Source organism: Chitinophaga ginsengisegetis (genome assembly GCF_900168065.1).
In the GTDB taxonomy this organism is placed as follows: Bacteria; Bacteroidota; Bacteroidia; order Chitinophagales; family Chitinophagaceae; genus Chitinophaga; species Chitinophaga ginsengisegetis.
The window spans coordinates 165,886-191,959 of record NZ_FUZZ01000006.1 but is presented as its reverse complement, the minus strand read 5'-3'; the positions used below and the strand labels follow the sequence as shown (position 1 = coordinate 191,959).

27 protein-coding genes and 3 tRNA genes are annotated in these 26,074 nt (G+C 43.9%); 6 read left to right on the top strand and 24 right to left on the bottom strand.

Going from position 1 to position 26,074, the window contains the following annotated elements; all coding sequences use genetic code 11:
- The first annotated feature begins 14 nt into the window (after positions 1-14).
- The 4 genes from B5Z18_RS30070 to B5Z18_RS30055 all read left to right on the top strand — a co-directional run bounded on the left by B5Z18_RS30070 (position 15) and on the right by B5Z18_RS30055 (position 1,660).
- Positions 15-90, top strand: a tRNA-Gly gene (locus B5Z18_RS30070).
- A gap of 27 nt (positions 91-117) precedes the next feature.
- Positions 118-190 (top strand) — tRNA-Gly (locus B5Z18_RS30065).
- 17 nt (positions 191-207) lie between these two features.
- Positions 208-293: transfer RNA gene (locus B5Z18_RS30060), tRNA-Leu, on the top strand.
- 2 nt (positions 294-295) lie between these two features.
- Positions 296-1,660 (top strand): tyrosine-type recombinase/integrase, encoded by a 1,365-nt coding sequence (locus B5Z18_RS30055; RefSeq protein ID WP_079473279.1) that lies wholly within the window; start codon positions 296-298, stop codon positions 1,658-1,660.
- Between the two features lie 551 nt (positions 1,661-2,211).
- On the opposite strand, the gene B5Z18_RS30045 is transcribed toward B5Z18_RS30055, so the two are convergent.
- Positions 2,212-2,772: a DUF4468 domain-containing protein gene (locus B5Z18_RS30045; protein ID WP_079473277.1), complete on the bottom strand. Its 561-nt coding sequence runs from the start codon at positions 2,770-2,772 to the stop codon at positions 2,212-2,214.
- A 52-nt stretch (positions 2,773-2,824) separates the two neighbouring features.
- Here B5Z18_RS30045 and B5Z18_RS30040 point away from each other — a divergent pair, with 52 nt between their 5' ends.
- Positions 2,825-3,058, top strand: coding sequence for a hypothetical protein (locus B5Z18_RS30040; RefSeq protein ID WP_079473276.1), 234 nt, complete (start codon positions 2,825-2,827; stop codon positions 3,056-3,058).
- A 125-nt stretch (positions 3,059-3,183) separates the two neighbouring features.
- Here B5Z18_RS30040 and B5Z18_RS30035 read toward each other — a convergent pair whose 3' ends face one another.
- The 20 genes from B5Z18_RS30035 to B5Z18_RS29935 form a co-directional block, all read right to left on the bottom strand.
- Positions 3,184-3,408 carry a hypothetical protein gene (locus tag B5Z18_RS30035; protein ID WP_079473275.1) on the bottom strand — a complete coding sequence of 75 codons (225 nt, stop codon included), beginning with the start codon at positions 3,406-3,408 and terminating at the stop codon, positions 3,184-3,186.
- Between the two features lie 47 nt (positions 3,409-3,455).
- A complete protein-coding gene (locus B5Z18_RS30030; protein ID WP_079473274.1) occupies positions 3,456-3,869 on the bottom strand; it encodes a hypothetical protein in 414 nt (137 codons plus the stop codon).
- Between the two features lie 488 nt (positions 3,870-4,357).
- Positions 4,358-5,938: a hypothetical protein gene (locus B5Z18_RS30025; protein ID WP_079473273.1), complete on the bottom strand. Its 1,581-nt coding sequence runs from the start codon at positions 5,936-5,938 to the stop codon at positions 4,358-4,360.
- The gene (locus B5Z18_RS30020; RefSeq protein ID WP_079473272.1) at positions 5,919-6,488 is read right to left on the bottom strand and encodes a hypothetical protein; all 570 of its coding nucleotides are present in this window, start codon (positions 6,486-6,488) and stop codon (positions 5,919-5,921) included. Before B5Z18_RS30020 ends, B5Z18_RS30025 begins: the two co-directional genes overlap by 20 nt.
- Positions 6,481-7,119, bottom strand: a complete 639-nt coding sequence (locus tag B5Z18_RS30015) for a hypothetical protein (RefSeq protein WP_079473271.1) — start codon at positions 7,117-7,119, stop codon at positions 6,481-6,483. Before B5Z18_RS30015 ends, B5Z18_RS30020 begins: the two co-directional genes overlap by 8 nt.
- Positions 7,120-7,215: 96 nt before the next feature.
- A complete protein-coding gene (locus tag B5Z18_RS30010) occupies positions 7,216-9,651 on the bottom strand; it encodes a hypothetical protein (protein ID WP_079473270.1) in 2,436 nt (811 codons plus the stop codon).
- A 1-nt stretch (position 9,652) separates the two neighbouring features.
- Positions 9,653-10,834 (bottom strand): hypothetical protein, encoded by a 1,182-nt coding sequence (locus B5Z18_RS30005; protein ID WP_079473269.1) that lies wholly within the window; start codon positions 10,832-10,834, stop codon positions 9,653-9,655.
- Position 10,835: 1 nt separating this feature from the next.
- The gene (locus tag B5Z18_RS30000) at positions 10,836-11,348 is read right to left on the bottom strand and encodes a hypothetical protein (RefSeq protein ID WP_079473268.1); all 513 of its coding nucleotides are present in this window, start codon (positions 11,346-11,348) and stop codon (positions 10,836-10,838) included.
- Between the two features lie 12 nt (positions 11,349-11,360).
- Positions 11,361-12,158: a hypothetical protein gene (locus tag B5Z18_RS29995; RefSeq protein ID WP_079473267.1), complete on the bottom strand. Its 798-nt coding sequence runs from the start codon at positions 12,156-12,158 to the stop codon at positions 11,361-11,363.
- Between the two features lie 4 nt (positions 12,159-12,162).
- Entirely contained in the window at positions 12,163-13,140 is a 978-nt protein-coding gene (locus B5Z18_RS29990) for a DUF6712 family protein (protein WP_079473266.1), read from the bottom strand.
- 3 nt (positions 13,141-13,143) lie between these two features.
- Entirely contained in the window at positions 13,144-14,490 is a 1,347-nt protein-coding gene (locus B5Z18_RS29985; protein WP_079473265.1) for a hypothetical protein, read from the bottom strand.
- A complete protein-coding gene (locus tag B5Z18_RS29980) occupies positions 14,487-14,816 on the bottom strand; it encodes a hypothetical protein (protein ID WP_079473264.1) in 330 nt (109 codons plus the stop codon). The genes B5Z18_RS29985 and B5Z18_RS29980 overlap by 4 nt, the downstream gene beginning before the upstream one ends.
- Before the next feature lie 42 nt (positions 14,817-14,858).
- On the bottom strand, positions 14,859-18,119 hold the full coding sequence (locus tag B5Z18_RS29975) for a hypothetical protein (protein WP_079473263.1): 3,261 nt from the start codon (positions 18,117-18,119) through the stop codon (positions 14,859-14,861).
- 2 nt (positions 18,120-18,121) lie between these two features.
- Positions 18,122-18,565 carry a hypothetical protein gene (locus B5Z18_RS29970; RefSeq protein WP_079473262.1) on the bottom strand — a complete coding sequence of 148 codons (444 nt, stop codon included), beginning with the start codon at positions 18,563-18,565 and terminating at the stop codon, positions 18,122-18,124.
- Positions 18,566-18,638: 73 nt separating this feature from the next.
- Entirely contained in the window at positions 18,639-18,851 is a 213-nt protein-coding gene (locus B5Z18_RS29965) for a hypothetical protein (RefSeq protein WP_079473261.1), read from the bottom strand.
- Positions 18,852-18,880: 29 nt separating this feature from the next.
- The gene (locus B5Z18_RS29960) at positions 18,881-19,435 is read right to left on the bottom strand and encodes a hypothetical protein (RefSeq protein ID WP_143313750.1); all 555 of its coding nucleotides are present in this window, start codon (positions 19,433-19,435) and stop codon (positions 18,881-18,883) included.
- 54 nt (positions 19,436-19,489) lie between these two features.
- Positions 19,490-19,894, bottom strand: coding sequence for a hypothetical protein (locus tag B5Z18_RS29955; protein WP_079473259.1), 405 nt, complete (start codon positions 19,892-19,894; stop codon positions 19,490-19,492).
- 67 nt (positions 19,895-19,961) lie between these two features.
- Positions 19,962-21,005, bottom strand: a complete 1,044-nt coding sequence (locus tag B5Z18_RS29950) for a hypothetical protein (protein ID WP_079473258.1) — start codon at positions 21,003-21,005, stop codon at positions 19,962-19,964.
- A gap of 39 nt (positions 21,006-21,044) precedes the next feature.
- A complete protein-coding gene (locus tag B5Z18_RS29945; RefSeq protein ID WP_159454484.1) occupies positions 21,045-22,313 on the bottom strand; it encodes a S49 family peptidase in 1,269 nt (422 codons plus the stop codon).
- Between the two features lie 281 nt (positions 22,314-22,594).
- The gene (locus B5Z18_RS29935; RefSeq protein ID WP_079473255.1) at positions 22,595-23,326 is read right to left on the bottom strand and encodes a sensor histidine kinase; all 732 of its coding nucleotides are present in this window, start codon (positions 23,324-23,326) and stop codon (positions 22,595-22,597) included.
- A 298-nt stretch (positions 23,327-23,624) separates the two neighbouring features.
- Here B5Z18_RS29935 and B5Z18_RS33065 point away from each other — a divergent pair, with 298 nt between their 5' ends.
- Positions 23,625-23,858: a helix-turn-helix domain-containing protein gene (locus tag B5Z18_RS33065; protein ID WP_079473254.1), complete on the top strand. Its 234-nt coding sequence runs from the start codon at positions 23,625-23,627 to the stop codon at positions 23,856-23,858.
- 58 nt (positions 23,859-23,916) lie between these two features.
- Here the strand turns inward: B5Z18_RS33065 and B5Z18_RS29925 are convergent, their stop codons facing one another.
- From B5Z18_RS29925 to B5Z18_RS29915, 3 genes are all read right to left on the bottom strand, one after another.
- Entirely contained in the window at positions 23,917-24,564 is a 648-nt protein-coding gene (locus tag B5Z18_RS29925; protein WP_079473253.1) for a DNA-methyltransferase, read from the bottom strand.
- 222 nt (positions 24,565-24,786) lie between these two features.
- Positions 24,787-25,539, bottom strand: a complete 753-nt coding sequence (locus B5Z18_RS29920) for an SOS response-associated peptidase (RefSeq protein WP_079473252.1) — start codon at positions 25,537-25,539, stop codon at positions 24,787-24,789.
- Positions 25,540-25,581: 42 nt separating this feature from the next.
- Positions 25,582-26,073 carry a hypothetical protein gene (locus B5Z18_RS29915; protein ID WP_079473251.1) on the bottom strand — a complete coding sequence of 164 codons (492 nt, stop codon included), beginning with the start codon at positions 26,071-26,073 and terminating at the stop codon, positions 25,582-25,584.
- Position 26,074 lies beyond the last annotated feature (1 nt).

Sequence of the window (26,074 nt, the reverse complement as noted above, 5' to 3'; positions counted from 1 at the left end):
TTCTTATAATAAATGCGAAAGTAGCTCATTTGGTAGAGCACGACCTTGCCAAGGTCGGGGTGGCCGGTTCGAGCCCGGTCTTTCGCTCCAGTTTTTTATAAAGTTCTTAATACATCTGCGAAAGTAGCTCATTTGGTAGAGCACGACCTTGCCAAGGTCGGGGTGGCCGGTTCGAGCCCGGTCTTTCGCTCTGATTATTCCCTACAAACCCTGGTGGTGGAATTGGTAGACACGCGGGACTTAAAATCCCGTTCGCAGCAATGCGAGTGTGGGTTCAACTCCCATCTGGGGTACAATGGAGAGCAGTGCTGGCGCAGGCTCTCCATTTTCATTTAAATTTTCTGCCACAAAAAAGGCCAGGCATACAACACCCCAAACGCTTGCTGATCTGAAAAAAATCATCAGAAAAAGCGAGAATATGTTAACTCAAGAACTTCCTTACACTTTACCTGAGCTATATAGAGGTCCAAACGAATGGTATGTCCATTACAGCTACTTGAATCCGGAAACTCTCAAATTTGAACGTTTCAAGGAGTCATGGGGATTAAACAAGAAGAAAAATCTTGCCATCCGTGAAAAGATAGCTCAAGAAATTATCGATGTTATTACTAACGCCTTAAAATCCGGATTCAACCCTATTGAAGGAATAAAAAAGCCTGTAAATCCGGAAACTGAAATTGCTAACCTACAATCAACATCCGCTCTTACTCACATTCAAGGAATTGTAAATGATTGGGCTAAAACTGAATCCAAGAGTGCAAATACAACATATAGGACCATGTTAAGCCGATTCAGAAAATATCTCAATCACAGCAATCAGACTTATATCCAGATTGATGAAGTAACAGTCGATGTCGCTGAAAGTTTCCGAGATTATCTTATGCAAATAAAAAAAAATGGCCCCAAAACGGTGAACACCTCCATTTCCCATATTGGCCTGTTTTGGGATGAATTGAAGAAACGAAAATTAACAAAAGAAAATCCCTTTAGGTTAGTAAAGTATGTTACTGATAAGGATTACAAGGGAATCGAAATTGATTTAGATTCGGAGGAATACGACTTCATACCACTGACTACAGAAGAGTTTGAAAAAGTACTGACGCACTTTGCTAGCTTCAAAAGGCATTACCTCCGTTTTTTTGGTATGATATATTGGGAATTTATGCGTCCGGTAGAAATAACAAGGTTACGAGTAAAAGACATTGATCTGAAAGGAGGACTAGTACGGATAAGCAAGCCCGATGCAAAAAATAAATCAGCAGCCTTTATTCAGATACTGGCACCAATGGCAACGCTTCTTCATGAAATGGAGCTTCACAAATATCCACCTGACTATTTTCTTTTTACGGGAAAGCGGCTGCTACCTGGCAGTAAGCAAAAAGATCCGGAAGAAGCACGTTTTAGCTGGAATAGGGTTGTTAAAGAAGGCTTAGGAATTGACAAAAAACCATATGCGTTAAAGCATACAGGTAATATTGCATACATAATTAACAATAAAGGAAATGTAGATAGGGAGTGGATGCAAAGACAGAATAGGCATAAAACAAGGGCGCAGACAGACAAATATATCGAACGATTGAATATTTATACCATTGACGAAACACAATATAATTTTACACAATTACCTACACTACTTGAATCAAATAAGAAAGCCGGATAGTTATATCCGGCTTTCCTGAAGCTAATCCCGCCTGGGAACCGACGCTACAACAACCTTAGCGAACTCGATAATTTGATTACTCGTAGGGCTTTCATACTGGTTCATCAACACAGCTTTTGATGCTTCAAAGTACATCGTTAGTTCATCCAAATTGATTGGTGCGTCGGGGTAATTTTTCCGGAACTCTAACAAAACAACACTATTCATATTTTGAGGGTTTTTAATCCCTGTGTATGGACCAGAGAAGGTTAACAACTCCATCAAAATATCGATTGAAAACGCAGTCTATTTGCGGAGCATGAAATTCGTAATATGAAAAAGTAGTTTTTACAAAATTAAAGGTAACAGCCATACGAGTCTACATCTCTAGATTGATAGTTGAAGCCTATTATGATACATTGCAGCCTCTAAAAAGAGGCTGCATATAATAGACCTATACCTAATTGAAATTTTAGGTTGTTACTCTTTATGGTACACAAACAATAATTGCTAGGTACTACTGAAAGCAATGCATTTCTCAGTTTTTTTAGGGATTCTAGCATTTGGGGATTCTACCAATTATCATTTCCTGAGAAAGCTTTCTTCCCCGCCATTGTTTGTTTTAGTTCATTAATAAACAGGTTTATATTTTGGTCTGTCTGTACCTTTAGTCGCTTCCATGATTTCAGTGGAAGATTAAGGCGCCCACAGTCCGGCACTTCATTTGTCAATAAGCCGCCGGAATCATGAATAGTACTGTTTGCTGATTGCTTATGAATCAAATCCGTTACAGAATACTTATATCTCCCTTCACGACACTGAACAGTGAATTTGAAAGCGACAAAGCCTCCCTGTGTTTTATTAAAGGGATTCGAGTAAAAACGTGGGAGATTGCCCTTCGTTACCACGGTAAAGGTTGTAGGATCTTCCAGCTGAGTCACGTCTGTCGCCGACTTGAATGCGTTCGCAACAAATAATCGGGCGCGGCTGTACAGTTGTTGTTCAGATGCCGAATCTACCGCAATCACGTTTGTGTATTCTATATTTCCTGCGTCATTTTTAGGAAACGTAATCTCCTGGGCTTTCACTGATAATGACGCAGCGGCTAACAATACAAATATCAAATATTTCATATGTAAATAGGTTATACGCTAAAATAATAAAGTTGGTCCTAATTTTAGCACTATGAAAAAAGTGTGTTTTGAAGCAGTTGTTGGTGAGCAACGCTATGATGTTGAACTATCCGAGGTAAGCGGTACAGCGGGTTTAGTACATTTAACTATAAACGGACACTGGCTAGGCCAATTTGACAAAAGGGCCGCAGGGTGGGTATATCTTCCCCAAAAGCGGACTGCGCTAACCACTGATGATATCCAAATCCTTATCCGGGTGATCGAAGAAATGGCCACTCCTGGATAAAAGCGGCATTCATTTATCCCTATACCTTCCCAAAATACACAAAGCCGATAAGGAAGGTACTATCATAAAAAAAGTGCAGGTGAATCACCTGCACTTTCATAATAGAATAAACAAACGATGTAATCTCAAATAATGCCTTTGTCCTTCATTCGCATTTGATGTTTTGCTAACAATTTTTCAGCAGAATCCTTATCATATTCATTAGAGAGACTTTGCCAATCTTGTCTAAGTACCAATGCTATTCTGGCAAGCTCTTCGGATTTAGTTAAAATTTCATCCAACTCTTTTTTCTCCGGCTCTGAGATTCTACCAGATAATTCAAGTGCCATCAAATTATAAAATCTCTCCATAGAACATTAATTTGAAAATTTAAAAAATAGTGGCAATCTACTAATTATTATCCTCCTATAGGATTTGAGTGCCAATCAACCCTGACACTGACAGAATGATTGAGTCCCCATTGAACTTGAACATCTCCATTCCATCCCCCGCCAGAAACACTAAAAGTTAGCTGTTTCCAAATTGGACTATTTTCATAAAACGTCCAAACACCGGTGGTGTGAGTTGTAGTAACTAAACCAGCACCGCTACCAGCATATATTTGGTAACAGCCAGGAAAATCAAAATTGGGACTAATTTGTAATTGTGCTGATGATGGACCTCCAGGGAAAGATGCAAATGAAGTCATAAATGTACCATCGAACTCGTCATTAAAAACATTGACAGTCGTCACAGTTGCCTGGGCACTTGCAGAAATAGAAAATGTCAACAAGCAAAATAAAGTTGAAAATAAAAGGGCTAATTTTTTCATTGGACTTAATTTTATTGTTTAAAAAAAATCTTAATGTAAAACAAGAAACTCGGGCGTAGATTACCACTATTTCACATTTGTTGAATAAAAGTATATTTTAAAATTTGTATCTGTGATTAACTTGTTGTTAAGGTCCAGTCATGATTACTTCATTGCTTTATCATAAGATAAGTTTGCGGCCCCAAATAGCCCTACCATGGATTTAATCTGAACAAAGCATATATTCAGTGCATAGTATGAATACAATATGTATCCATATGATTATCATAAACATATGGGTAAGTTTCAAGTAAACATAGAGACAAAGAGCCAACGGTACCGCGGCTTCCCTAACGGTGATATGCTACGTTATTGCCATTTTTCAAGCTCTAATGACAGGGCGCACCTCGGTGCGCTATACACTACGATCCACAGCGCGCTATACACAGAAGCGCCCCGAAAGTCATACAGGAGCCATCGGGGCGCATACAACGGTGATAAGGTAGGTACTATAGGTATCCGGATGAAAACTCACCGGTACCAGTATGCAGGGGGATTAAGTTCAACTCCATGACGGCCCACAGAATCATATCAGCGCAATCGCTGAAATGTGTAGCATATTGTTGGGGATACTTGGGGTATCGGCTAACATCTTCGTGCTTCTTATCCTTCTTTGTTTTCCCCCTCTCTGTGATGGCTTTCGCCCGCTCCATACTTACGATACATTCGTTACCTGCGAGGCTGTTATGCCGTATGGCCAGCCGATCAGCTGACGGCTGCACCTCGTACATTGCTTTAATCTTCTCGTACTTAATATCATGCTCCGGAGCCTTACCCATATAAATATCGAATACTATCCAGCCCTCGCTTTCCAGTACCTCTTTCACAACGGTATAGAATGGCTTCTGTAGCGCATTCCGACCGATGGCTGTATGATCATACACATAATAGACAACCTTATTCTTAAAATGTTTGTGTCTTTCTGCCCATAACTTACAGGCATCAATCAGGCTTAAAGGTTGTAGTACAAACGTACTGCGTGCCATGTTAAGTGTTAGGTATTGTTCAGTAGGCAGTTGTGCTATCTGTGCTGTTACGATAGGGGAAATACTGGCCTGATAATCAGGGGCAATTATAAGCGGTTTAAATATATCAAGATCTTTGGTAGACGCATACTTATGCCCGTCAGTGAGTGTAGGATAAAAACAGTTTTTCGTTTTCTTAGGATCATGGTTGCGAATAGCTACATCGAACTCCTCTGGCTCCAGCTCCGCCTTTTGTGATGAAATATAATCCGGTCCGAGAATATCCACGTTATCTTCTGCGCTGGCTTCAGAGTAGAAGAACAATTTTTTCCTGATAGGATTGATTACCTTTTCAATATCCCGGATATCCCTATTGGCTTTTTCCTGCTCTGCTTCCGTAAGATCGGCGTATGTTGTACGTATCCGGTTTATTTCCAGCTGCAGATCTAACACCAGGTTAACCGCTTCTGGATTCATCTTCTGTTTTTCGTCCAGTATCCATTGTACGTCTGCGATATCTTCCATCCATTTATCGGTGGCAAACAGATACCCGCAATATTCTGGCAGATGGCCGAACTCCTGCGCCAGGCCGCGTAGGGTTTTCAGTATTTCGTTCAACTGCTCCTTCTTCCAAAATTTGGATTCATCACCCATCAGCCATTGGAGTGATAAACCGTTACCAGCTGCCTTTACAGCCAATGAAAGCAAATGGATAGCCGTACCATTATACCAGCTGATAATGTTATCCCATTTCATCGGTGGAATTATTGGCGTATCCCATCCAGATAGAGGTTTGCCAAGCCGCCAGTGCTTTTCCTGATAATATCCAAGCTGCTCCCAAACGCTCACAACACCCGGTAAGGTTCTGTCAAATATTTGCTCATAGTCCTTTCCAATAAAACCACCTTTCGCCCGTGGCATCTTATGTACCAGGTCTAACGATTTTGGGCCGATCACACCGGTAGTCTTACCTGTGCCTCGCGCCCAAACAAGATGCGTTTTATTCGCGTTTACCGCCGCAACAATAGCCTGCGGGGTGTTGAGGCTAAAGTTTTTCTCTATCATCTAATTCGGGAATTTGAAGGTCAGGGGCTTCCATTTGCTGAAGGAATTGTCTACCCTTTAGCAGGGCTGCTTTAAGGTCTATGGCTGGCCTATTTATAGTAGTGGCAACTATGTTATAGTTAATAACTGCGGGTGCAATATCTTTAATAGAACTCTCCGTGGGCAGTAAATCAATGGCCTTGTTTTTCAGCTTGTGAAGTTCCATCAACATGCTGTCGTTACCCGATTCCCTTGCCTTTACCATGTCGGCTATTATCTCATCCAAGTGCAAGGAAGCCATGTAGGTACGATCATACACCTTTATGGCTCCAAAAACAATTTGGGCATCGTGCATTATTACCTGTGCGCTGGCTTCTGAAATGCTGTAACACTTTGCCAGCAGACGTATCATTTGGAACGTACCATACTTACGTGACTGGAAAAGGTGATGGGCCATGATTACCTTATTGAGCAGATCTTCTTCCTTATCATTTAGGTAAACAGTACCTTCCTGGGAGGTTAGGTATGATTTTATTTTTTCCAGCGTTTGGTCGCCATGTCGCTTACTCATTTTCTGTGTTTTTCTGGTCCTTAATTGATTGTTTCGTCTGCTGCCATTCAGCCTCCCATTTTGCAAGTAGCTGCTGATATTTAACGTTGCCGGGGTATTTATTAAGCAGGCTCCTGTAGCGCCGGGCATTACCATTGGCTTTAGATCGGTGATACTTTAAATCATGTTCGCTGTTTATCTGGCTGCTGCCATCATCGGGCAAATGCCCATGTTGCCTATAGTACTGCTCCCGCTCCCACACGGCTGATATTTCCCGCCGATATTGCAAAATCCGATGCGCAGCAATGCCTCTTTCCCGGTCGCTTGTATACCGGGAAAGATTATAACGCAGGGCGTCTTTCTGCTTATGTAAAAGCACTTTTTCCTCATGTATTTTTGATAGAACGGGATCCGTTATCTCTACAGCGGCGGGTGGTTCAGCTGTGGTCATTTCCGTATCAACCGGATCTTCTTTTTCCGATGGTGTAACCATGTCGGTCAGCTCTTTAAGCAGTCGAGTTTCCCGGTACGGTGTACACCCGGATGAAAAAAACGACTTTAAATCATCGCTGGTGCCGTACCTACTATAAAGCGCTACCCCTGCTTGGTAGTTTTTTGCACCGTTTAGCCAAATGCGTATCACTTCATTCATGCTACGAATTTGGTGCAAAGCGTAGCCGTGGAAAAGGACAGGACACGGAAAAGCCCCGCAAAGCGAGGCTTTAAATTATAAATAAAATAATATGTTTTAATTGTACGACAATGCCCAGGTTTGACCTGGTGCTTTGACAAACTCCAGCTGTGCCACCGGTGAAGATACCCCCCATATTCGTATGGTTGTAATATAGCCAAAACTGGAACCGGGCGTATCATCTGAAGATTGCTGTGTAACACTGGTGGTACCGGGAGGAAAGGTCATGTTTGTTGATCCACCAGGATATGGTATAAAGCCTCTGCAGGTTTCTTCCCCTATACTGGTATTAACCGTACACTGGCCAAATTCAAAGCTCCATGCTTCCATAAAATCTGCTGGCGCCTGATCAGCCACGGCTGTAAGTACCATTTTGTTATGCGGCGCGTTTCCATCCGTTAACGTTGCGCTTAAAGTTATCGTTACCTTTTTAACCGGTATTAAATAGCTTGCGGATGCAGCACCACTTGCATTAGGATAAATGCCACATAATGGCGTTATTACAATGGTATGGTTACCTGGTGGCGCCGCGATGATGAATGGATGGCTATAAATAGTTATTGGCGCCGCGCCATCAATAGAATACTGCCAGCTATTTGCGCCTGGTGTTGACTCCACAAAGTTCACATTTGCAATTCCGCCACTAGCATAGTTTACTGTAACATTTTCGACTGCGGCCACACATTGCCAAACTGCGGGTTTTTCTGTTGTTACCCGGAGCGCTTTTACCGTTACGGCGCCAGCATCATCTCCACTGTATGTGAGGAAAGGGCTACCAGTATTTAATTGCGTTGGCAAATAAATAACACTGCGAATGAGAATTATATCAGTCCAGCTTAGGCTCATGTATTCCACCATCGACAAATTGAGTACGAATGTAACCACTTCAAACGATCCTAACGTTTTTAACCAGCGCTCCCAAAATCTGCTGATAACACCATCGGAAGCGTTTGGAGATAAGCTATAGTTGCCTACTTTTTGGCCTCTGCTGTTGTAGTTGTGGCTGCTGGCAAAAGGATACAGTTTATCTGATGCGGCAACATCTGGTTGCATTCCATGATAAAAAAGTATTCGCATCTCCCAGGTGCTGTACTCTCCAGTTTTTCCATACCAGTTACCGGTTTGGTTAACGGTGGGGAGTAGTGCCTGTATGTATGAGCCGTCCGGCATTCGCCGCCAATCCTTTAATCGTTGGCTCACGGGTGTAATTGCGGTTTCTATACTTTCAGTAACACCGGACGGCTCATAATCGTAAATGTTATCTCCTAAAAATTCCCACCGGTAAACCTTATCATCTTCATTATATCGGCAAATGTACCACCAGTTCAAAGTGCTAACCAGAGCAGCTTTGCCATTATTAAAAAGGGATGCAGGTTCCAGATCAGCAACAGTTGGTACATCCGGCCTACGTTCGATCTTTGACAAATCCGGCTTGCTTATGGTAGTATCGGCGCCATCAAAATTAAGTTTAAGACCATACACCTTTTGCTGCTTTGCAAATTCTGATTTCAATACAGGACCACACTTGTTTGTAAAATCCTTTCTTGAAGATTGAGCCAGCAACCTCGCCAAAGGCACAAGCGTGCAGTGCTTCCGGATAACATCAAACTGGTATGACCATCCAAAGAAATTGGCTGCGGCTATCAAAAAACGTGTTACCGAATAGTCTTTAGGTACATGGTTTTTCAGATCGAATTGCACAGGATCAAACACCACGGCCTGCGTGTTATCGGTATTCCAGACGCCCCAATAAATGGACTGATAGTTAAGCAATATGATCTTGTTAAAATCCGGGTCATCTAATATTTCACCGGAAATTGTAAAGCCAAAATGACTAAAGCATTTTACCAGCAGAAATTTAAAATACATAAAGGGTACAAGCCGCAGCTCGGACCATGAAAAAAAACTCAGCGTCAACGTACCATCTATGACCTGTATAGGGTTCATGCAGTTGTATAACGGATCATATATAGGAAATTCCTGATCAGGATTAGGCGGTAAAAAATTATCGTTGGATACTGGTGCAAACACATAATCAAAACCCGCCTGCGTACCACTCCACGTGGCCTTAACATGATCAACAAAATTGCTTATCTGCCTAAGACCGCCCAGGTTCAGGTCCGATAATCTTACTTTCGCAGCTCTCGTATAAAAATCAGATATCGATAATAGAAAATAAATGCTGATATTTCCGCGTTCCGTGCTGATAAGATTGGTCTGCGTGTTCTCAACAACTAAGGTGCCACGATACATGAAAATTCCATGTTCATAATATTGTGCTTCTACCTTTACATCGGTCGCCGTCTTTTCCTTTCCTGGCTCTGTAATAAACCCCAGGGCAATTATATTGTTCTCTGTAGGAGGAATTGTTAGCGGTAGCATGAGTTCTCCTAATACGGTGTCACCTAAAAGCAGTGGAGTATTCCGTTCCATGCTCGTAGTAGCACCTGGTGGAATATCCAAAAAACGTCCATTAACGAAGATTCCTATCATACTAAAAATTTTGGCCGTCCGGCGTCCAGCTGATATTATTAAATCCTGTTTGAAATTCTATGGTTAGTGAGAATAGGTCATCACTGGATTTCGGTAACGGGATTTTCCCGGAAGTCAAAACCAGCGGTAACCATCTACCTGATAACACCCTATAGATACCACGCGAAGCAAAAATGTCGAGGTAACCATCATACTCTCTTCTACTTACAAAACCACTATTTCCGGTCCAGATACCCGTTAGGTTGATACTGCTGTTAAGCAGTCGGGGCATCACCTGGCTGTTATTAGTACCATTTGTGACTCTTTCCGTTATGACTGCCTCCCGTGATAGTCCTGGTTCACTTACGCCCAACAGCCGGATACTATCCATTCCGCCCAGACTATTGATATAGTTTAACTGAATGGGATTATAAGATGGTCGATTATCTATTTCATAACGAAAAGGCGCCGCAAGTATGGTACTTCCAGCCATTACAGATACTTCGTAATAATAGATTGTTTTCCCTGTAGGTGCTGTTAATGCCAGTTGCTCCACTCCTGTTGGTATCTGGTACACATGATATTTTTTCCCAATAGGGAAAACTAAAGGCTGTGAAGTTGTTTCCGTGGCATCAGTATAAACTACACGTACCTTTAGGCTGATGCCACTGGTAGCAGCTACCATGTGGAGGTAATACAGGTACATCCGCTCACCTGAACCACAAAGCCGTCCGGACACCTGCCAGGTTAAAAACGCTTTTGTAGTCGTCAGATAGCCAGAAAAAAAATTACTGCCGCTCCAGCGTTCGTATGTAGTTCCTCCCTTTATAACATTGCGAATATTACCATTATCGCTTAACCATGCCGGAGCAGGCGTCGCGGTGGTAATTTCCCGGTAGTCCACATAAAAACGCCCTACCTGACTGTCCATATCGGTAATGGCCTCCGCCGCAAGGGATGGAAGCGAGTACGTAAGCAGGCTGTTGATGATATCCCCTGCATACAATGACATGTTCCCAGAGGCATCGGGATAAAGGGGCTGCGTGTAGATTTTTGTAAAATCAGACCCCGCGCCAGAACAAAAATAAATGGCTACTTCGATCATTAAACCTTCCGTGGTTAGCGGTTGGTCGGTATGAAAGGTATATATGATCGGATCACGCGAAAAACAAATTTCGCCGGGCCGGCTTGTTACCAAAAGCATCTTATTTCCATTTTACAGGGTTATAATTTAAATCCGCGGCGCTTACCACAAATTCCAGTTCCACCTTCCAGCCGTGAAAATTATTCAACATCGGCCCTGCCTGATCCCACACAGCTTTGCCTATATCAAAATCTTTAAATGGCCCGCATGTTCCGGTGGAAAGAAAGTCCTCCTGATATTTAGATAAAAAATCCATCATCACGCCGCCCGTTAATTCCAGCGTATCTTCCAGATCATCATAAGTTTCCCGTACGCTGGACAGGAAATACACCGCCGTCTTGATGCTTTTACGAAATGCCAGATCTTGCCCGATCAGTTTTCCGCGCAGCCCGGAAAGTACTACACAAGGGCTGTGTAAATTATACTGCTGTGCGCCTTCTGCTTCCTCCTGGTTGTTATCCCGGAAAAATGATTTTCGGCGCAGCCCTGACTGTTGCTGGCTTAACCCATTATGTAATACCAGATAATGGCGCTCTGCCAGCTGCTGGTTATACTCTCTCCACGCTTTCACCATAATGACTGAAATTTACTTTTTGAAAATATTCTCCTGTTGGGCTTTCAGCGCAGCCGCTTCCTCCAGCAAAAATTCTAATTCCAGCAGCAGGGTATGGATTGGGATCTGTTCCACTTTCTCCATATCACCGTACTTGCCATCACCTGCAACGCCGCGGAAAACGCCGAACCATCCCGCAGAAATATTGGAAACATGATCCGACTGGTGATTAAATACATTTTTGTAATCTTTCTCCAGCCGCCTGCGCCATGATTCGTACTGAAAAATAATTGCCAGCATGGCCCCGCGGGATAGCCTGCTGATATAACGACAATAAAACGCCGTGGTATTGGCATTGAACTTTTCCCTGCGGTCACCATCAGGATCTTTTTCAACATCATACTTTTGCTTCACGGGCCTGTAGAGTACTGCCAAAAACATAAACAGCACCTCGTCTGCTCCTGTATCTTTCCACTCCTGGTAGTGCATATCTGCAAAATGGAACTCGGCTGCTGTCATATTCTCAAAACCCGCCGCGGGGCCGTAGAGCTTCTTTCCCACCTTGATGAACGGAACAAGTTGGCGGGTAAGCTGCATATCTTCCTGAAAGTCGCGTACCAGGTGCATGATACCGGTGAGCTGATCAGCGGGAATTTTACAGATAAAGCGGGCAGATACCTGCAGCAATACCTGCAGGATTTTTAAATCCGAAAGATCCTGCGGCTGGCTAACAAGCAAAATCTCAATGATATCTAAAAACTGCCTGCTGGTTAGCTCATCCCAACTTTCGGCAACATCATAGCTGCGACCTTTGTAAATAACTGTTACCATATGTTTAAAAAGAAAAAAAGCTGTTATAGGTTTCGTTGTCCGGTATTTCTATCTTATTTGGATCGGCATAGTAGCTGCTATTGTAATACAATGGAAACAATACTGGTGAGGCATTTTTATTGAGAAGCGCCTGCAAGTCACTAAGGTATTTTTGCCCAATAAGCTCAACATGATCCCGCATCATTTCCAGCCGCTTTAATTCTGCGGTTTGCTGGTTACCCTGGTATTTTTCCGGATCGGATAACAATACCGTAAAGCCCAGGTTAGTGAAACTTACACCCATCCTGGAACATGCCTGAAATACCGAAAAATGACAGATAGCTGTTTTAACTAACCGCAACGCTTCTTTCTCCAGTTCCGTTGGTGCCGTTAATCCCTTTAAATAAGCCGCAAAAATCGCCCCGATGGTACTATGGACATAAAGGTCCTCCACAGTAGAAATAACGGGTAATAGGTACAGGAAAATCGCGCGAGGATGGTGTAACCGGTAATACTCGCTGAACTCTTTTCCCGTTTTTATAAAATACCGGGAATAGGATTCATAGGCCGTACTATTTTTCCACAGTGGGTAATCATCCGCCCGCGTTTCCAAAAACTCCAGCAGGCTATCTATGGCCTCCATACCGTTATCTTCCAGCGTCTGCTTAACTTCCTGATAATCCCATTTAAAAACAGGGCTTTCAGGTGATCCCTGTTTACGTAAACCGGTATCCGTTATGCGGGTGTTTATCAGGGGAAGTTCTAGCAGATAAGCAAGCGGGGTAAGTGCTGCCTGTACATAATCCAGTAATGCTTTATTTGCTTCCGTTAAACTATCTCCGTTGTACTCATCAGCCAGCTGCTGGTATAGCTCTTTTCCTAAAACCGGAGCTATATATCGCTTCTCCGCTTTCATTACATTGGGTATTGCCATTTCTTCCCTGTCTGAAAAGTCAACCCGTAGCCATTGTTTCACTTCGGTAATAGTGCGTAAAAGTGCCATCAGTTAAGCGTTTATTGGTGCAGCATTTTTACCGCTGTCCAGTGTGGTTAAATAATGATTGGGGAAACGGAAGGTTAAGCCAGGCCATTTTTTTGCCCAACCGTTGATCGTTGCAACAACCATCAGCGGTTTAACTACAAAACTGCGTTCCAGTTCCCTGATAAGCAGCTGTGCTAAAAATGCCTCCCTGATATTTGATCCGCCCTTCCCACCGGAATACATGCCACCGGGCATGTCCACGCCCAACAGGGAGGGGTTAAGTATAAGCGTAAACAGCAATTCAGAATTGGCAGCAGCGGAGTCCGGCAGCAACTTTCCGTCTTTTATTTTATCGTCTAGGGCGGTTACCTGTATGAACGGAATGGTTTTATCGCTGTCAGGTACGGAGCGGCTACCACTGATAAGACTCTTATATGCGTTCTGATTACCAGATAAGAAGTCGTCCAGCTCTCGCATAGCCTGCTTTCGGTAAGCTGCTTTTTGAGCATCCGTAAAACCGCCCCAACCCGGCCAACGGGTAGACCAGTACTGATTGTCAATTGTGATAAAATACTTAATGGTCATTTGGTTATTGAACATAACGGCTTTCATCTCCGGTACCTTCATCGCAATATTGGCCCACTGCCGACCACTCCACCACGGAGCATCTACATAGTAGTCCGAATCGAAAAGCGGGTAATTGCTGCTGATGGCAAATTCGACGGGGAGCGTTTTTAACGTACCATCATCCTCTAATAAATCCAGCAATGGCGCGTCACGATCCATCAGCGGAATACGTTTTACAATATCATTATCCCAGGAGGTAGCGCCAGATCCCCAGCGGTTGCTCAGGTACAGATATTCAATCTTTCCGTTTGTGTCATATCTGCCAAACCTGCATTTGGATGGATCTGTTCTTTTCAGGCGGTTAATCTTACTCTTGTCGCCGTTGGTTATCAGCTGGCTAAAACAGTGTCCGGATTTGATTACATCCATAATCGTAGCATAACAGAAAGCACCAATGTTGTTGTTCGTTAACCAGGTAGTTATCTCCGGATCATCCACGGTTTTTAGTTCCTCTTTCCCTTCTCCATCTCTGGAAATTACCTGCATAGGTAAAACACCCTGACCCATCGCAATTCGGGCAATAATATCTATGCCGCCGCTCAATACACCGGTGTTTTTGAAATATGCTGCATACTCTGAAGGACGGCGGTTACTCTCTCCCCAACTTGCCCATACTTTGCCCGCGCCATTGTTTTTATCTTTCGGGGCTGGCTCTGTAAACTTCTTTGCCGAATCCGTTTTTATAGCTACTACAGACCCCGACCGGCTTAATACAGCTGTGCTTTCGTGTGAGAATACTTTCATAAAACTTTTTTTCCGTTGTATTCTGTTACCAGATCAATATGCACCTTACGCAGGGTGCTGTCTTTTAATAAAATGTTGCGGGTAAAATGGGCGCTGTGGTTGGGTCTTTTAGAGGACTTGCCTGTAAGACTGGCATTGTTCATAACGCTGGCGGTAACCCGCGAACCGTCGGCAAGGTTGTAACCGGAAAGAATGGCACTGGCGATTTTCACTAATTTTCCGCCAGTGCCTTTCTTCGTATCTGCTGTAACATACGTAAGCGAAAATGGGCGGCCTTTTCCCATATCCTCCAGCATTTGTTTTATGGTGATGCTTTCTGCTGTCATGACACAAAAATGCCTGGTAAATACCGGGCATTAAAGGACAGGCTAAGGCTGAAATGTCGAATTGCTACGGATTGTTTCCAGCCGCTGTTGTTCGTTATTTATCTGATTGACGGAAGCAATAGCAGTAATACCATTTGCTAACTGATCTTTAAGTTGCAATAGTACCTGCATGTTCTGTGTTAGCAAGATTTGTAGCTGTGGATCAGTACTTACCCCGTTGGCATCGTTATGCCTGGGTTTCTGCCTGGTGTCATTTGCGAACACCCCACCAGTGGCATATGTCCGCAAGTTGGATATAGTGGAGGTAACCGCACCAAAATTAACCGGCTTTGGTGTAAAACTCATCCACGAAGGCTTCACACTGGCACCACGTTCCCAATTAACACCACCGTGCATAGAATTAAACATGCTCGCAATCTGTGAGATTGTACCAGTAGCGGTGTACTGTGTGCCATCTGACATGGCAGACCGTTTCAATATCCCCTCACCACCTTCTACATAAGCAACAGGATGACCGGTTTCAGGGTTATAAACAGGAAGGCCGTTAGAAGGGCTGTCATGAGTAGGACCGGTCAACTTACCACCCTTACCATATTCCGGAGCTTTCTGTGCGGCGATGATCCCAATCTGTGCAGCACCCATCGCAGCGGCTGCTGCAGCTAATATCTGACCAATGATCGGCCCTGCGGTTAGCATTTGTACAACCGCCTGGGCTGTACCCATTATCGCCTTTGTGATATTGGCTACCTTGTCTCGCTCAAATTGCTTCTTTTTAAGGGCGCGTTCCTTTGCCTGTTGGGCATTATCCAGCGCCTCTACTTTTCGCGCATAATCCTCCTGTGAAATGATCTTAGCATCCAGCTGACGTTTATATTCCTGCTTCTTCTTATCGTTAAGTTCCTTATCAGCGGCTAGTTCTGCGTCCTCCCTCATCTTTTGAACGCTGGACCATTGCTCATAAACAGATAATACACTGCTTAGGTATTGCGTGTATTGCTCAACTTTCTGCGCATAATAGTCCGTCGTGGCATCCCAATCCTTTTGTTGGTAATCAGCTTCTATTTTGGCCCGCTCATTTGTTGTAAGGTTAATATTGTCCAGTTCCTGCTTACGCTGGGCTGCCAGTAAGGCTTTACGGGCTTCATACTGCTTTCTTCCACGTACATTCATTGCAGCTAGTTCCGCAGCAGCTACATCATCCTGATTTCTGCGGGCGTTGTCTTTTGCAAACTTGTCGATATCTGCCATCAACCGGGCTGTGGTGTCGGACTGCCCCCTTTTAATCCGTGCTTGTGGGGTATCTGACAAAAGATCACGACTCCTCCCATACTGTGATGCCAGATCCGCAAAGTGTTTTTGATAAATCAGGGATCGTTCTTGCAGCTGCGTTTCATCCAGCTTTTTTGTGTCAAGACCGTACATGACCAACTGAGCATACAATTCCTTGTACCGAGTTTCTGATTCAAAGATTTCCCGCTCGTATCCGGAGAGCTTTTGTGCGGTCACTTTGTTAACGTATTCTTCCAGCTGTTTTGCCGCACGTTTCCTCGACTCATCCGTTTTCTTATCGGTGGTAACAGCTGATTCTGCAACTTTCTTATCGCCGTCAATCAGTTTAGTTTGTTCTTTCAGATACTCGCCCGTATCCAGTTCCAGTTGGCGTTTCAGCCCCATCTGCTGGCCTCTTAGCTCCTTGAATCTTGCAATCACTTTATTTACTTCTTCCTCGGTTGCTTTATACTCACTAACGGATGCAGTGCCACCAATACCAACAGATAAAGATGTAGTCTTAAAAGTGCCAGTTTTATTTATCTGATCAATGCGCTCCTGCATAGAAGCCAGTTCCTTTTCGTTTTCTGCAATAGATTTCTTGGTGGCCTCTATACGATCCTTATTTATGATTTTTAGCCGCTCCTTCTCTGCTGCAATATGTTCCCGGACGCGATCAGTAGAAATTTTAATAGCATTACCGTAGTTATCAAATTCAGTAGTGGCGCTGGGCATCTGCTGGGTGATGCTGTCGATAATGGTTTTTAATTCTGACTGTTCCTTCTTTGATAATTTTGTTTCACCACCCAGCTTCGTTGCTTTGGCTGTAAGTTCATCATAACGATTAAGAAGCGGCACCATACCACTTTCAAGGCTTTCAATGGTGCGGTTTAGCTCAACCATTTCGATGCTTATTTCATCGAGTCCGCGTGGCTTTGTAAGTTCAACCAGGGAAGCGATAAAACTGGTAAGTGCGGATTTTGCAGAGAGCCATGCAGGCGCCAGGAGACGGCCAACATTGGTGGCCAGCTGCTTAATGGTATCGCTCATGTTGGAATTAACACCATCCATCGTTTTACTAACACCGATCATGGTTCCTGCTACTCCTTCCATAGCACCATAGGCCAATATAACATCCCGCACCGCTTTCTCATTCTCTTTAACCGTAACGGTTTGTCCTTTAAAAGACAATGTAACTTCCCCATTGGCCTTTGATGCGCGGATACCAAATTCCTTCAATCGTTCATACTCACCGCTTTGGGCATCAAGCAATGCTTCCACCAGCTGGTCAAGGCTTTTGCCCTGGCTGTATGCAAGATCACCGAGTTTCGTTAATTCTTCGTTGGTTGGCTTAAATCCACGATTAACAAGTTTAATAAAGCTCTCCGTCAACTCATTCAGTTCCAGAGGAGTATTGGAAGAAAAATTTGTTAATTGGCTGATGGCGGCCTTTGCAGCAAGGTCATTACCCAGGCCAACCTTCAGGACTGCCAAGAATTTTTGATACTCACTGATCGCCGGGCCAATCTGCCCGATAAACTCCATAACAGCGTCGGCGGCTCTCGTAAAAAAGGTAGCGACTACATTTCCCGCAAATGAAGCAAGAAAAGTGGTCATAAACTGACCCATCGTGCGATTTTGGGCGTTAAGTTGCCGCTGCGCTCTTTCTACATTCAAAACTTCCGCCTCGTAACGTAGCAGATTCTGTCGAGCTGTATTCAACTGGTTACTTAACTGCTCAATCTGTGCCGGGTCGGTAGCCCGGTGTAAAAGGTTTTCAAATCGGCGTACCTCGTTCTGCAAGTCCCGGAATGATCGGGTAAGACCCTGGCTGATTGATGTTTCCAGCGCGTGAATATTCTGATTGGTAGCGGCCAGTTGCTGGATTTGCCTCGTAGCATTTCCACCAGCTGCCTGTATTCTGGATATTTCGGCGGTCAAATCCCTGGCGCGATCCCGCATTTTGGTAAGCTCGCGCTGTGCTTCCGTATTATCAATGTAAATCGTGTACCGCCTGCTCTGTGAACTCGCCATAGTTAATCGCTGTTAAATGCCTGGTTAAAAATTTCATCCATTGTTGCCAGCGCCACCTGATCAATCATTGCCTGGCTGCTCTCTTCCACGTCCTTCAGAAAATCCTTTTCTACTCGTGGTGTACTGCCCGCTTTTCCCAAACTGGATGGATCGGTGCGCTTACGTTCTCCTGCAGCGTTTGTCCAGGTGCTACCCTTTGCACCACCATACCCACGCCCGGCGCCTGCTCGCACATAGAACAGTGAGCGCTTCAGGTTAAACACAACAGCGGTGATCATATCAGCGGCTCTTTTCTTATAGCTGATGGTCATAGCCTCAAGGCTATCAGATTCTGAAGGAGATCCTGACCGATGCCGTATACCTTTGGAGCGGCCTTCGTTCTTTGCTTTATGCAGGGCTTGATTTCCCCAATCTTTTATAAGGTTATTGATGCGTTCAAATCCCATAGTTGTATGTATTAAAAAAAGCCCGTCACCTGGCAAGCGGCGGCGGGCTTTGAGTTATAAAAAATGGATACGGTTAGCCTTTGTCGGTGCCGGTTGACTGTTTACCGGTGACACGGGTTAAAAGGTTGCACCCTTGCGAATACATGCTTTGTGCTACTTCCGGTGGAACAAGCGACAAAGGCCCGTCATATTCACCATGTTTCTCTGATGCTGGTTGAAGTACCCTTTGGTCCTTATCGCCCGTTGGCTTAAACAGCTTTCCGGTTTCTTCATTTTTAAATTCCATATTATAGATGCAGATTTAGAGGTGAAAAATTAGGCGGCGGGTTTCTCTGCTATAGTAGAGTTATAGAAGTATTTGCAGTACGATGTGAGGGTTAAGGCATAACCTTTTTGGCCTGTTTCATCGCCGGTGTTACTACTGGTAAATGTACCCGCGCTCACCTGTGAAGGGGTGCAAGAACAACCAAATTGCAAAATCTGTCCACCTGGGCAGGTGGCGTCTTTAAGCAATAAGATTAAATCATCGTTAGCCAGTAAAAGTATTTGGGCTAACAGTGCAGCGCTGTCACCAAGCAACAGGATCTTAGGTTCCCATTTGAACCTTTTGGAGCCATCTGCGCCTATTAATGTAGCTGGTGCCTCAACGCTCTTTGGTGCGCAATACACCTGGATAAAGCCCTCTCCTACGGGAAAGGTATGAGCAACTTTAATAGTAACTTCTTCTCCCAGGGCAGCGCCCGCCGCTGGTGCAGGTTCCTGCAAGAGAGTAAAAGCACTCTTTGGTGCCAACCATGCCTGATTGGTATAGCCAGGCATGGTATTCTTAACGTCGGCCCTGGTAATCGATATATATCGTGATACAGCCATATTTGAAAAATTGAATGTTAAAAATGTGGTTAAGGAAAATGTGGTTTATGTCTGTTAGGAAATTTTCCTAACGGTCATAGATCCCACATCAATGAGCGCCTTTTGCGCTTCTTCATCCATCAAAATATCCTCGGCTGTACGATAACCGATGCCGGGGATATGGCACGACGGAACCAAAATCTGATACTTGGTTTTGTTCAGTTTAAAAGTCGGATCGTCTGGCAGTTTTGGTAATACCGGTGCTGAAGTCGTGATAGAACTGGCCGACTTGTTTTCGATAAGTTTAGATACAGCTTCTTTCAGACCGTCATTTTGGAATGCCAGGCTTTCATTCTGCTTTTTCAGCTGCTCATTCTGTTCCTGATATAATGCAAGCAGCCCGTCGGAGGCTGTTTTATCTGCTTTAAGCTCCTGCAGCTGCGCTGCCAGGTTTTCCAGAGTTAATTCTTTTCCTTCCATAGTATTTTAGTGTTTAAGAAGTTTGTGAAATTTAAAGCAGCTCCCTCACAGGCGTGAGGGGGCTGTATTATGCGGCATCGTTTACTGCCAGCGGGCGGTGATTTGCGGTACCATCACCAACATCGCGGAAGTTCAAGCCGATCTTACCGTCCATCATCAGCTTGATGGTACGCTCAAACTTTTCAACGTCTACATTGGTATATTCATCGCGGCTATCCATACCAAACACCATGTTTGCAACAGGTGTGCAGATAACACGCTGTGAAGCTCCTGCGCCTGGCTCCCGCTTTAATTCGCAGTTCGTACCATAGAGATACATTCTACCCATACCTGGCTGCTGACCAGGAATACCGGGATCTTTTACGATGGTGGGTTTATTTTTACGGGCGTACCAGTCAAAAATGGTAGCGTTAACCAGCATCTGCGTTTCATCAGCTTTAAACTCCTCGCTCAAAGAATCGTAAACCATAAGCAGTTTATCTTCCACATTTGCGGAGGTGATGGCACCAGTAACAGTTGGAGCCAGCTCTCCTGCGGTGATAGCATCGGCAGTTAGTTTAAACCACCCGTTTACGATATCAGCGGATGCATTTCCTGCAGCGTTGTATACGCCGCCAAAAAGTGCCTTCATACGGATATCCCGGTGTGCAGCTTTTATCACTGCCTTAATCATAAATTCTTCTGGCTGAATGTTTCCAAATGCTGGCGCTTTGGTAAACTTACCCGCCCAGCTGCCCAGCTGCTTATTCATAGCCAGCCAGGTTTTTTCCAGATACTTAGGATCCAGCACCAGATCAACCGACCAGTCACGAACTTTCAGCACACGGGCGGCAAATTTTATTTTATCCGGTGATCCGGTAAAGGTGGCATCACCTGGTTGATGGCCCGGCTTTACGATCTCGGAAACATCCATGCGAGGTAACGGCACTTCATCGGTCACACCTTCCATGAAGGTGAAACGGTCCAGTATACCATGCCCCGCAACGTTGTTCTTCATCCAGGGTACATCATCGAAAAGACCCAACACAATGCGGGTATATAATTCTTCTTTGTTGTCACGGCAATAAGCGCCGAGTAATGCTGCCAGTGCAGTTGTATTAAATGCGGACATTTGTTATTTTTTATGGGTTAATTGTTGCGGTTGTTGCGTTTATCCTTGCCAGTTAGGAAAAGCGGCTTTGCGGAGGTCTGCATAGCGATCCTCCTTCACTTCTGCATCATCCTCTACTCCCACTTCAGGGTTAGTAAAAGTGACAGCATCTCTTTTACCCTTGTTTTTAAGTTCAGTCTGTAAACGCTGGATCGTAGACTCAGAAGCTGTTGCAGCTGTCTGGAGCTGCTCTATCTGCTGGCCTTGTGCTGTCACTGTTTCCTGGCTTGCTGATAATTGGGATTGTAGCCCGGTGATGTGTGCTTCCACATTGTTAAGCTGATCTTCGGTGGCAAGGAATCCCCCCTCCACCACTTCAAATTCCTCAGCCTGGGCGGCGGAAAGTGTTTGTTCAAATGCCATAGTTGTATGTTTTGTGTTTGATGAAATTGTTGGAGTGGAGTTTTTATTGAGGGCAACTACACGTTGAATGGCGCCCCGCATAGGTAGGACGCCTTCATGCAGGCCGTACTTTTTGGCATCGGCAGCGTGGAACATTTTACCAGTACTCCATTTGTCGATGGAAGCACGGGCACGGGGAGAACGGTCGGCTACGAAATTGATGAAACCGTCAACAACAACGCTTAGATCCTGTTTAATAAGATCCTCATTACCTTCAATGGCAGCGCGATAACTACCGTTTTTATCAGTAGACTGTGGAGCATAGATCTCCTGGATCTTAATGCCCAATTTCTCAAAGTATCCGGAAAAATTTACAAGGGAAGTGTAGGCGCCAATACTGCCTACCTGATCAGTTTTTTGGCTAACGTATGCCTCTGCTGATGCCGACAAAAACCACATACCAGCACTGGCTGCGATGCCGTCGTCAACGTATGCTACTGACCTTTTTTTTGCATTGCGGATTGCATTTGCCAGGGATGAAGTACCGCTTACCTGACCACCGGGCGTATCGTACAGATAGAGCGCGCCCACTATCTCGGAGCGTGCATCAACTTCTGCGACAAGTGATTGCCGCTGGATAGATCCGGGTTCACCACAACCACCGTTATATTTGGTGATCGGCCCGGTGATGGGAATAACTGCAACAGATCCTTCCGGTGGTGTATCATTCCATTCGTACCGCTTACCGGTACGCGGTGCCACGATAAAAGGACGCTCACTGGAATACCCAGAACGGGGAACAGCGGCAACAGATCCGGAGCCGGAATATAAACTGGCAACCCACGGTAACATGGCCTGCGCGTAGTCCGGAGTAATTAACCACGGACCGTTCAGTATGGCAGATAGAATATGAAAATTGCTCGTCATGGCACAAAAGTGCCGCGAGAGCATTAAGAGAAAAAGGACAGGGCGAACACATTAAGTGACTATCCTTAGCGCATTACTTGTTGGGTTCAACCAATTTTTTTAAATGGTTTATGATGAGAACAGGGTGGTCGTATTCAGGCGCTGGTTCTATAACTTCCCCGGATGGAATAGCAATACCAAAGTAACTGTCTCTCGGTAAATGTGGCTTTCCTTCCCGTGCTTCTTCCAACGATGTACAGGGAACATATACCAATTTCCCATTCGGTGCAAAAAATATTAGCTTATACATTTACTGCTTTTATTTTAAATGAGAAAATACTACCCTTATCAGTGCTTTGAACGGCAATATCACCGCCAAGCAACTGCGTAAATTGTCTACATATTGCGAGACCCAAACCGGTACCAAGTTTACTTTCATCGAGTTTAACGTATGGACGGAAAATTTCCCGGCGTCTTTCTGCAGGTATTCCTGGCCCTTTATCCTCAACTTGAAAGAGTAGGTATTTGTGTTCCCCGTAAACCCTCACAATAATTTTTTCCCCTGGTGGCGAAAACTTAATCGCATTCGATAGAAGGTTGCCCAATATTCGTTGAATCATTAATTCATCGCTATAAATATTTACAGGTGCGCTTCCCTCCAGTTGTAAGACGATATTAACATGATTAAACTGCGCCAAACCCGTATAAAGCTGAACAACATTTCCCAATATTTTCACAAGGTCAACAAACTGGTTTTTGGTAGTGGGCTTTTCCTTGAGAAGATCTATGAGGTTACTTGATCCATCCCTCAATAACTGGATACCAGTCTTTAATAATTCCAAATCACTTTGGGTAATAGTCCCTCTATCTTCGATAAAATGAACTGCGGCATTGATTGCATTTGTAGCCGTGCCTTGATCATGTGCCCAGGAGCGAATAAACCGCGTATTGTTGCGGATAAGCTTTTCTTTTTCTTCAAGTTGCCGAAGTAGGGATGCTTTGGTGGTAAAAACGAGGTTAAATAAACGAAACATAGCGGTCTTTTTGAGGCGCAACAAAAAAGCGCGGGCCTCTACTTACCGCCCCTGGGTCTGGAATACCGGGAAGACGGAAGCGAGCGCCCACGCTGTAGCGTGGACACTGCCGTCTCTGATGGTATCCCTAATAGTTTTCCAGACCCAGGACCATAGATAAGCAAATGCCTCAATTTCTTTGAAGCTGCAAATTAGTAATTATTTATATAAGAGCTTGGCTTTCCTAAAATAATGAAAATTTCGTTTGCTGTGCTAAAGCACAGCAACATTTATATATAATATCCTCATTTTGCGGGTAATGGATAAAAATGCGGATAATATAATATTAGTTGATATCGGAAAGCGAATTGCAGCTTTACGACATAAGAAAGGTATCACTTTGCGAGCGCTCGCGGATGAAATTGATTCCGATAATGCACATGTTTCGAGAATTGAAACCGGGAAAATAAACCTAACAATATTATCTCTGTACAAAATTTCTAATGCCCTCGGAGTGGACATTTCAGAGCTTTTACCTGAGTATAAAGTATAGGCTTGTTTCCTTTTATATAAAAGGCCGCCCGGAACGTATCTGTTCCGGGCGGCCCTTTTTACATATTGAAAACCCGCTTTTGAGCAATTTTGAAATTTTTTATATCTAGCTCATAGCCCACGAAGTTCCGTTGCAATTCCATGCAAGCTATTGCGGTGGTGCCACTACCCATAAAAGTATCTAATACCGTATCACCCACTTCGGAATGCGCCTCTACAAGTTGCCTTATAAGTGCCAACGGCTTCTGTGTTGGATGCACTTTCTCCCCTTCCACTTTCTTGGCACCGGAACTAAAGCCTGGTACCCTAAAGATCGACGAGCCTCCCTTATTTACGCTTGCAGGCGCGTGAAATATAAGCAGCTCATGGGAGTAGCTATATTTACTGCCTGGTGCGCTGATCTTATCCCATACCAAAAGGTTACTGGCTCCCAGGATAGCATCAAAGATTGGGTAGTAAAACGCATATCCCCTCCAATCGCAGAAAAAGAAAACACAGGCATCGGGTTTTAACACGCGCTTATATTCCTGAAAAAGTGCATCAAAGAATGGCCGGCTGATAGCCAAATCTATAAATGATCCTTTTTGTCCGTTGTGGGTTAGTCCTAAAAAATATGGAGGATCAGTAACAATTAAATCGATGCTGGCATCGGGAATGCGTTTCATCCCATGTAGACAGTCCTCGTTGTAAATTTTGTTTAATTCCATTATAAAAGGGTTTTGATTGTGAGTTTGTTGCTTGTTCCCCCTTTATAAATGTTAAGTAGTTCAATAAAAAATCCGCTCTGGTAGCGGATTTTAAAACAAAAAATCTAAGATGAAAGTGATGGAGACTATTTCATATTACCTGGATTTGATTACGAATCGAAATTATTTCTCCTATGCGCATTGTATTTGCGTAATTGAATAACGAAAGGATTTGTAACAATCTCATTGAAGAATAATCGGTGGCAAATCAATTTCATCGACGTGCTCAATAACACTTTCATCATCGGGATGTGCTTTCCGGACCGAGTTGACTGGCCAATATTCAAGATCAATGGATGGCATAGAAAAGCTTAATATATCTTTAATCTGATCATCATTTAATTCCGGCTTTACCCACATTTCTGCCAGCTCATTTGTAAGCATCATCGGCATTCGACCAGCATTATTCCCACCATTGTGAATCTGCTTCATAACTGAGTTCGCCTCTCTGGTTACAATTGTGAAGGTTGTTATCTTCTCTGGTTTTTCTATGTCCCAACTATTGGATAAGGTCCATAAACCAGCGATAAAGAAAATCTTCTGTCCTTTTACCCGTATAAAATATGCCTGCTTATTTTTTTGTCCTGGTATCTCTCTATATTCATAGAACCCCGTCACTGGTACCAGGCAACGCTGGTGCCTGATAGCTGTCCACATAGTTTTTGGTTCCAAAATTTTTTCACTGCGGGCATTTAAAAACATTTGTCGCTGCTTCTTTACTTTATCAGGAGTGTTTAACATTTTAGGAATCGGTCCCCAAACAAATGGATGAAGTTCCAAACGATTGTTTGTATTTACCACTATCGGCCATGTTGGGAATGACATTCCTAACTTATGAAACGTAGGGTCAAATCGTAGCTCACCCTGAATTTGAATTGCTGGTAGAATATCGTGGATACTCTCAATATCTGAAGCAAATGAAATATCATAACACATAGCTCATAAATTGAAGTATAATATACTGATTTTTTTTATGATTTAGAGCCGCTCCACGTCACTTAGTTTCACTTTTATTTCCTCAGCGCCATTAGATAACCTCAGCATCAATTCACCATAGTGCAAAAATAAATTAACAGATATGGAACCTTCTCGCGCCTTCCACTTTGTATGTGCGCGGACATAGTTGCCTATCTTAGTTCCCATTTGAGCCGATGGACGCCATTGCTTGGCGGCGAGTTTGTCAACATAATTCTTATACCCTTCGGGCTGCGCTGCTGCGATCTTCAATCGCTCAAACTCCTCTACACGTTGCACCTGATAGACATATTTTCTTACATCGTAACGGATGTACTGAAAATGTTGGTTTGCCTCGCCGATGTCTTTGTATGGGGTAAACAAAAATGCTTCTTTAATGTTTGAATCAAAATGATCCTTGCCTCTCGGATATGACTGCCTTACAAATATTGTAAAGCCATGTGTCAGAAGCGCATTCAAAACTTCAGTGGTAAAAAGCGCAAGAGGGTTATGCATG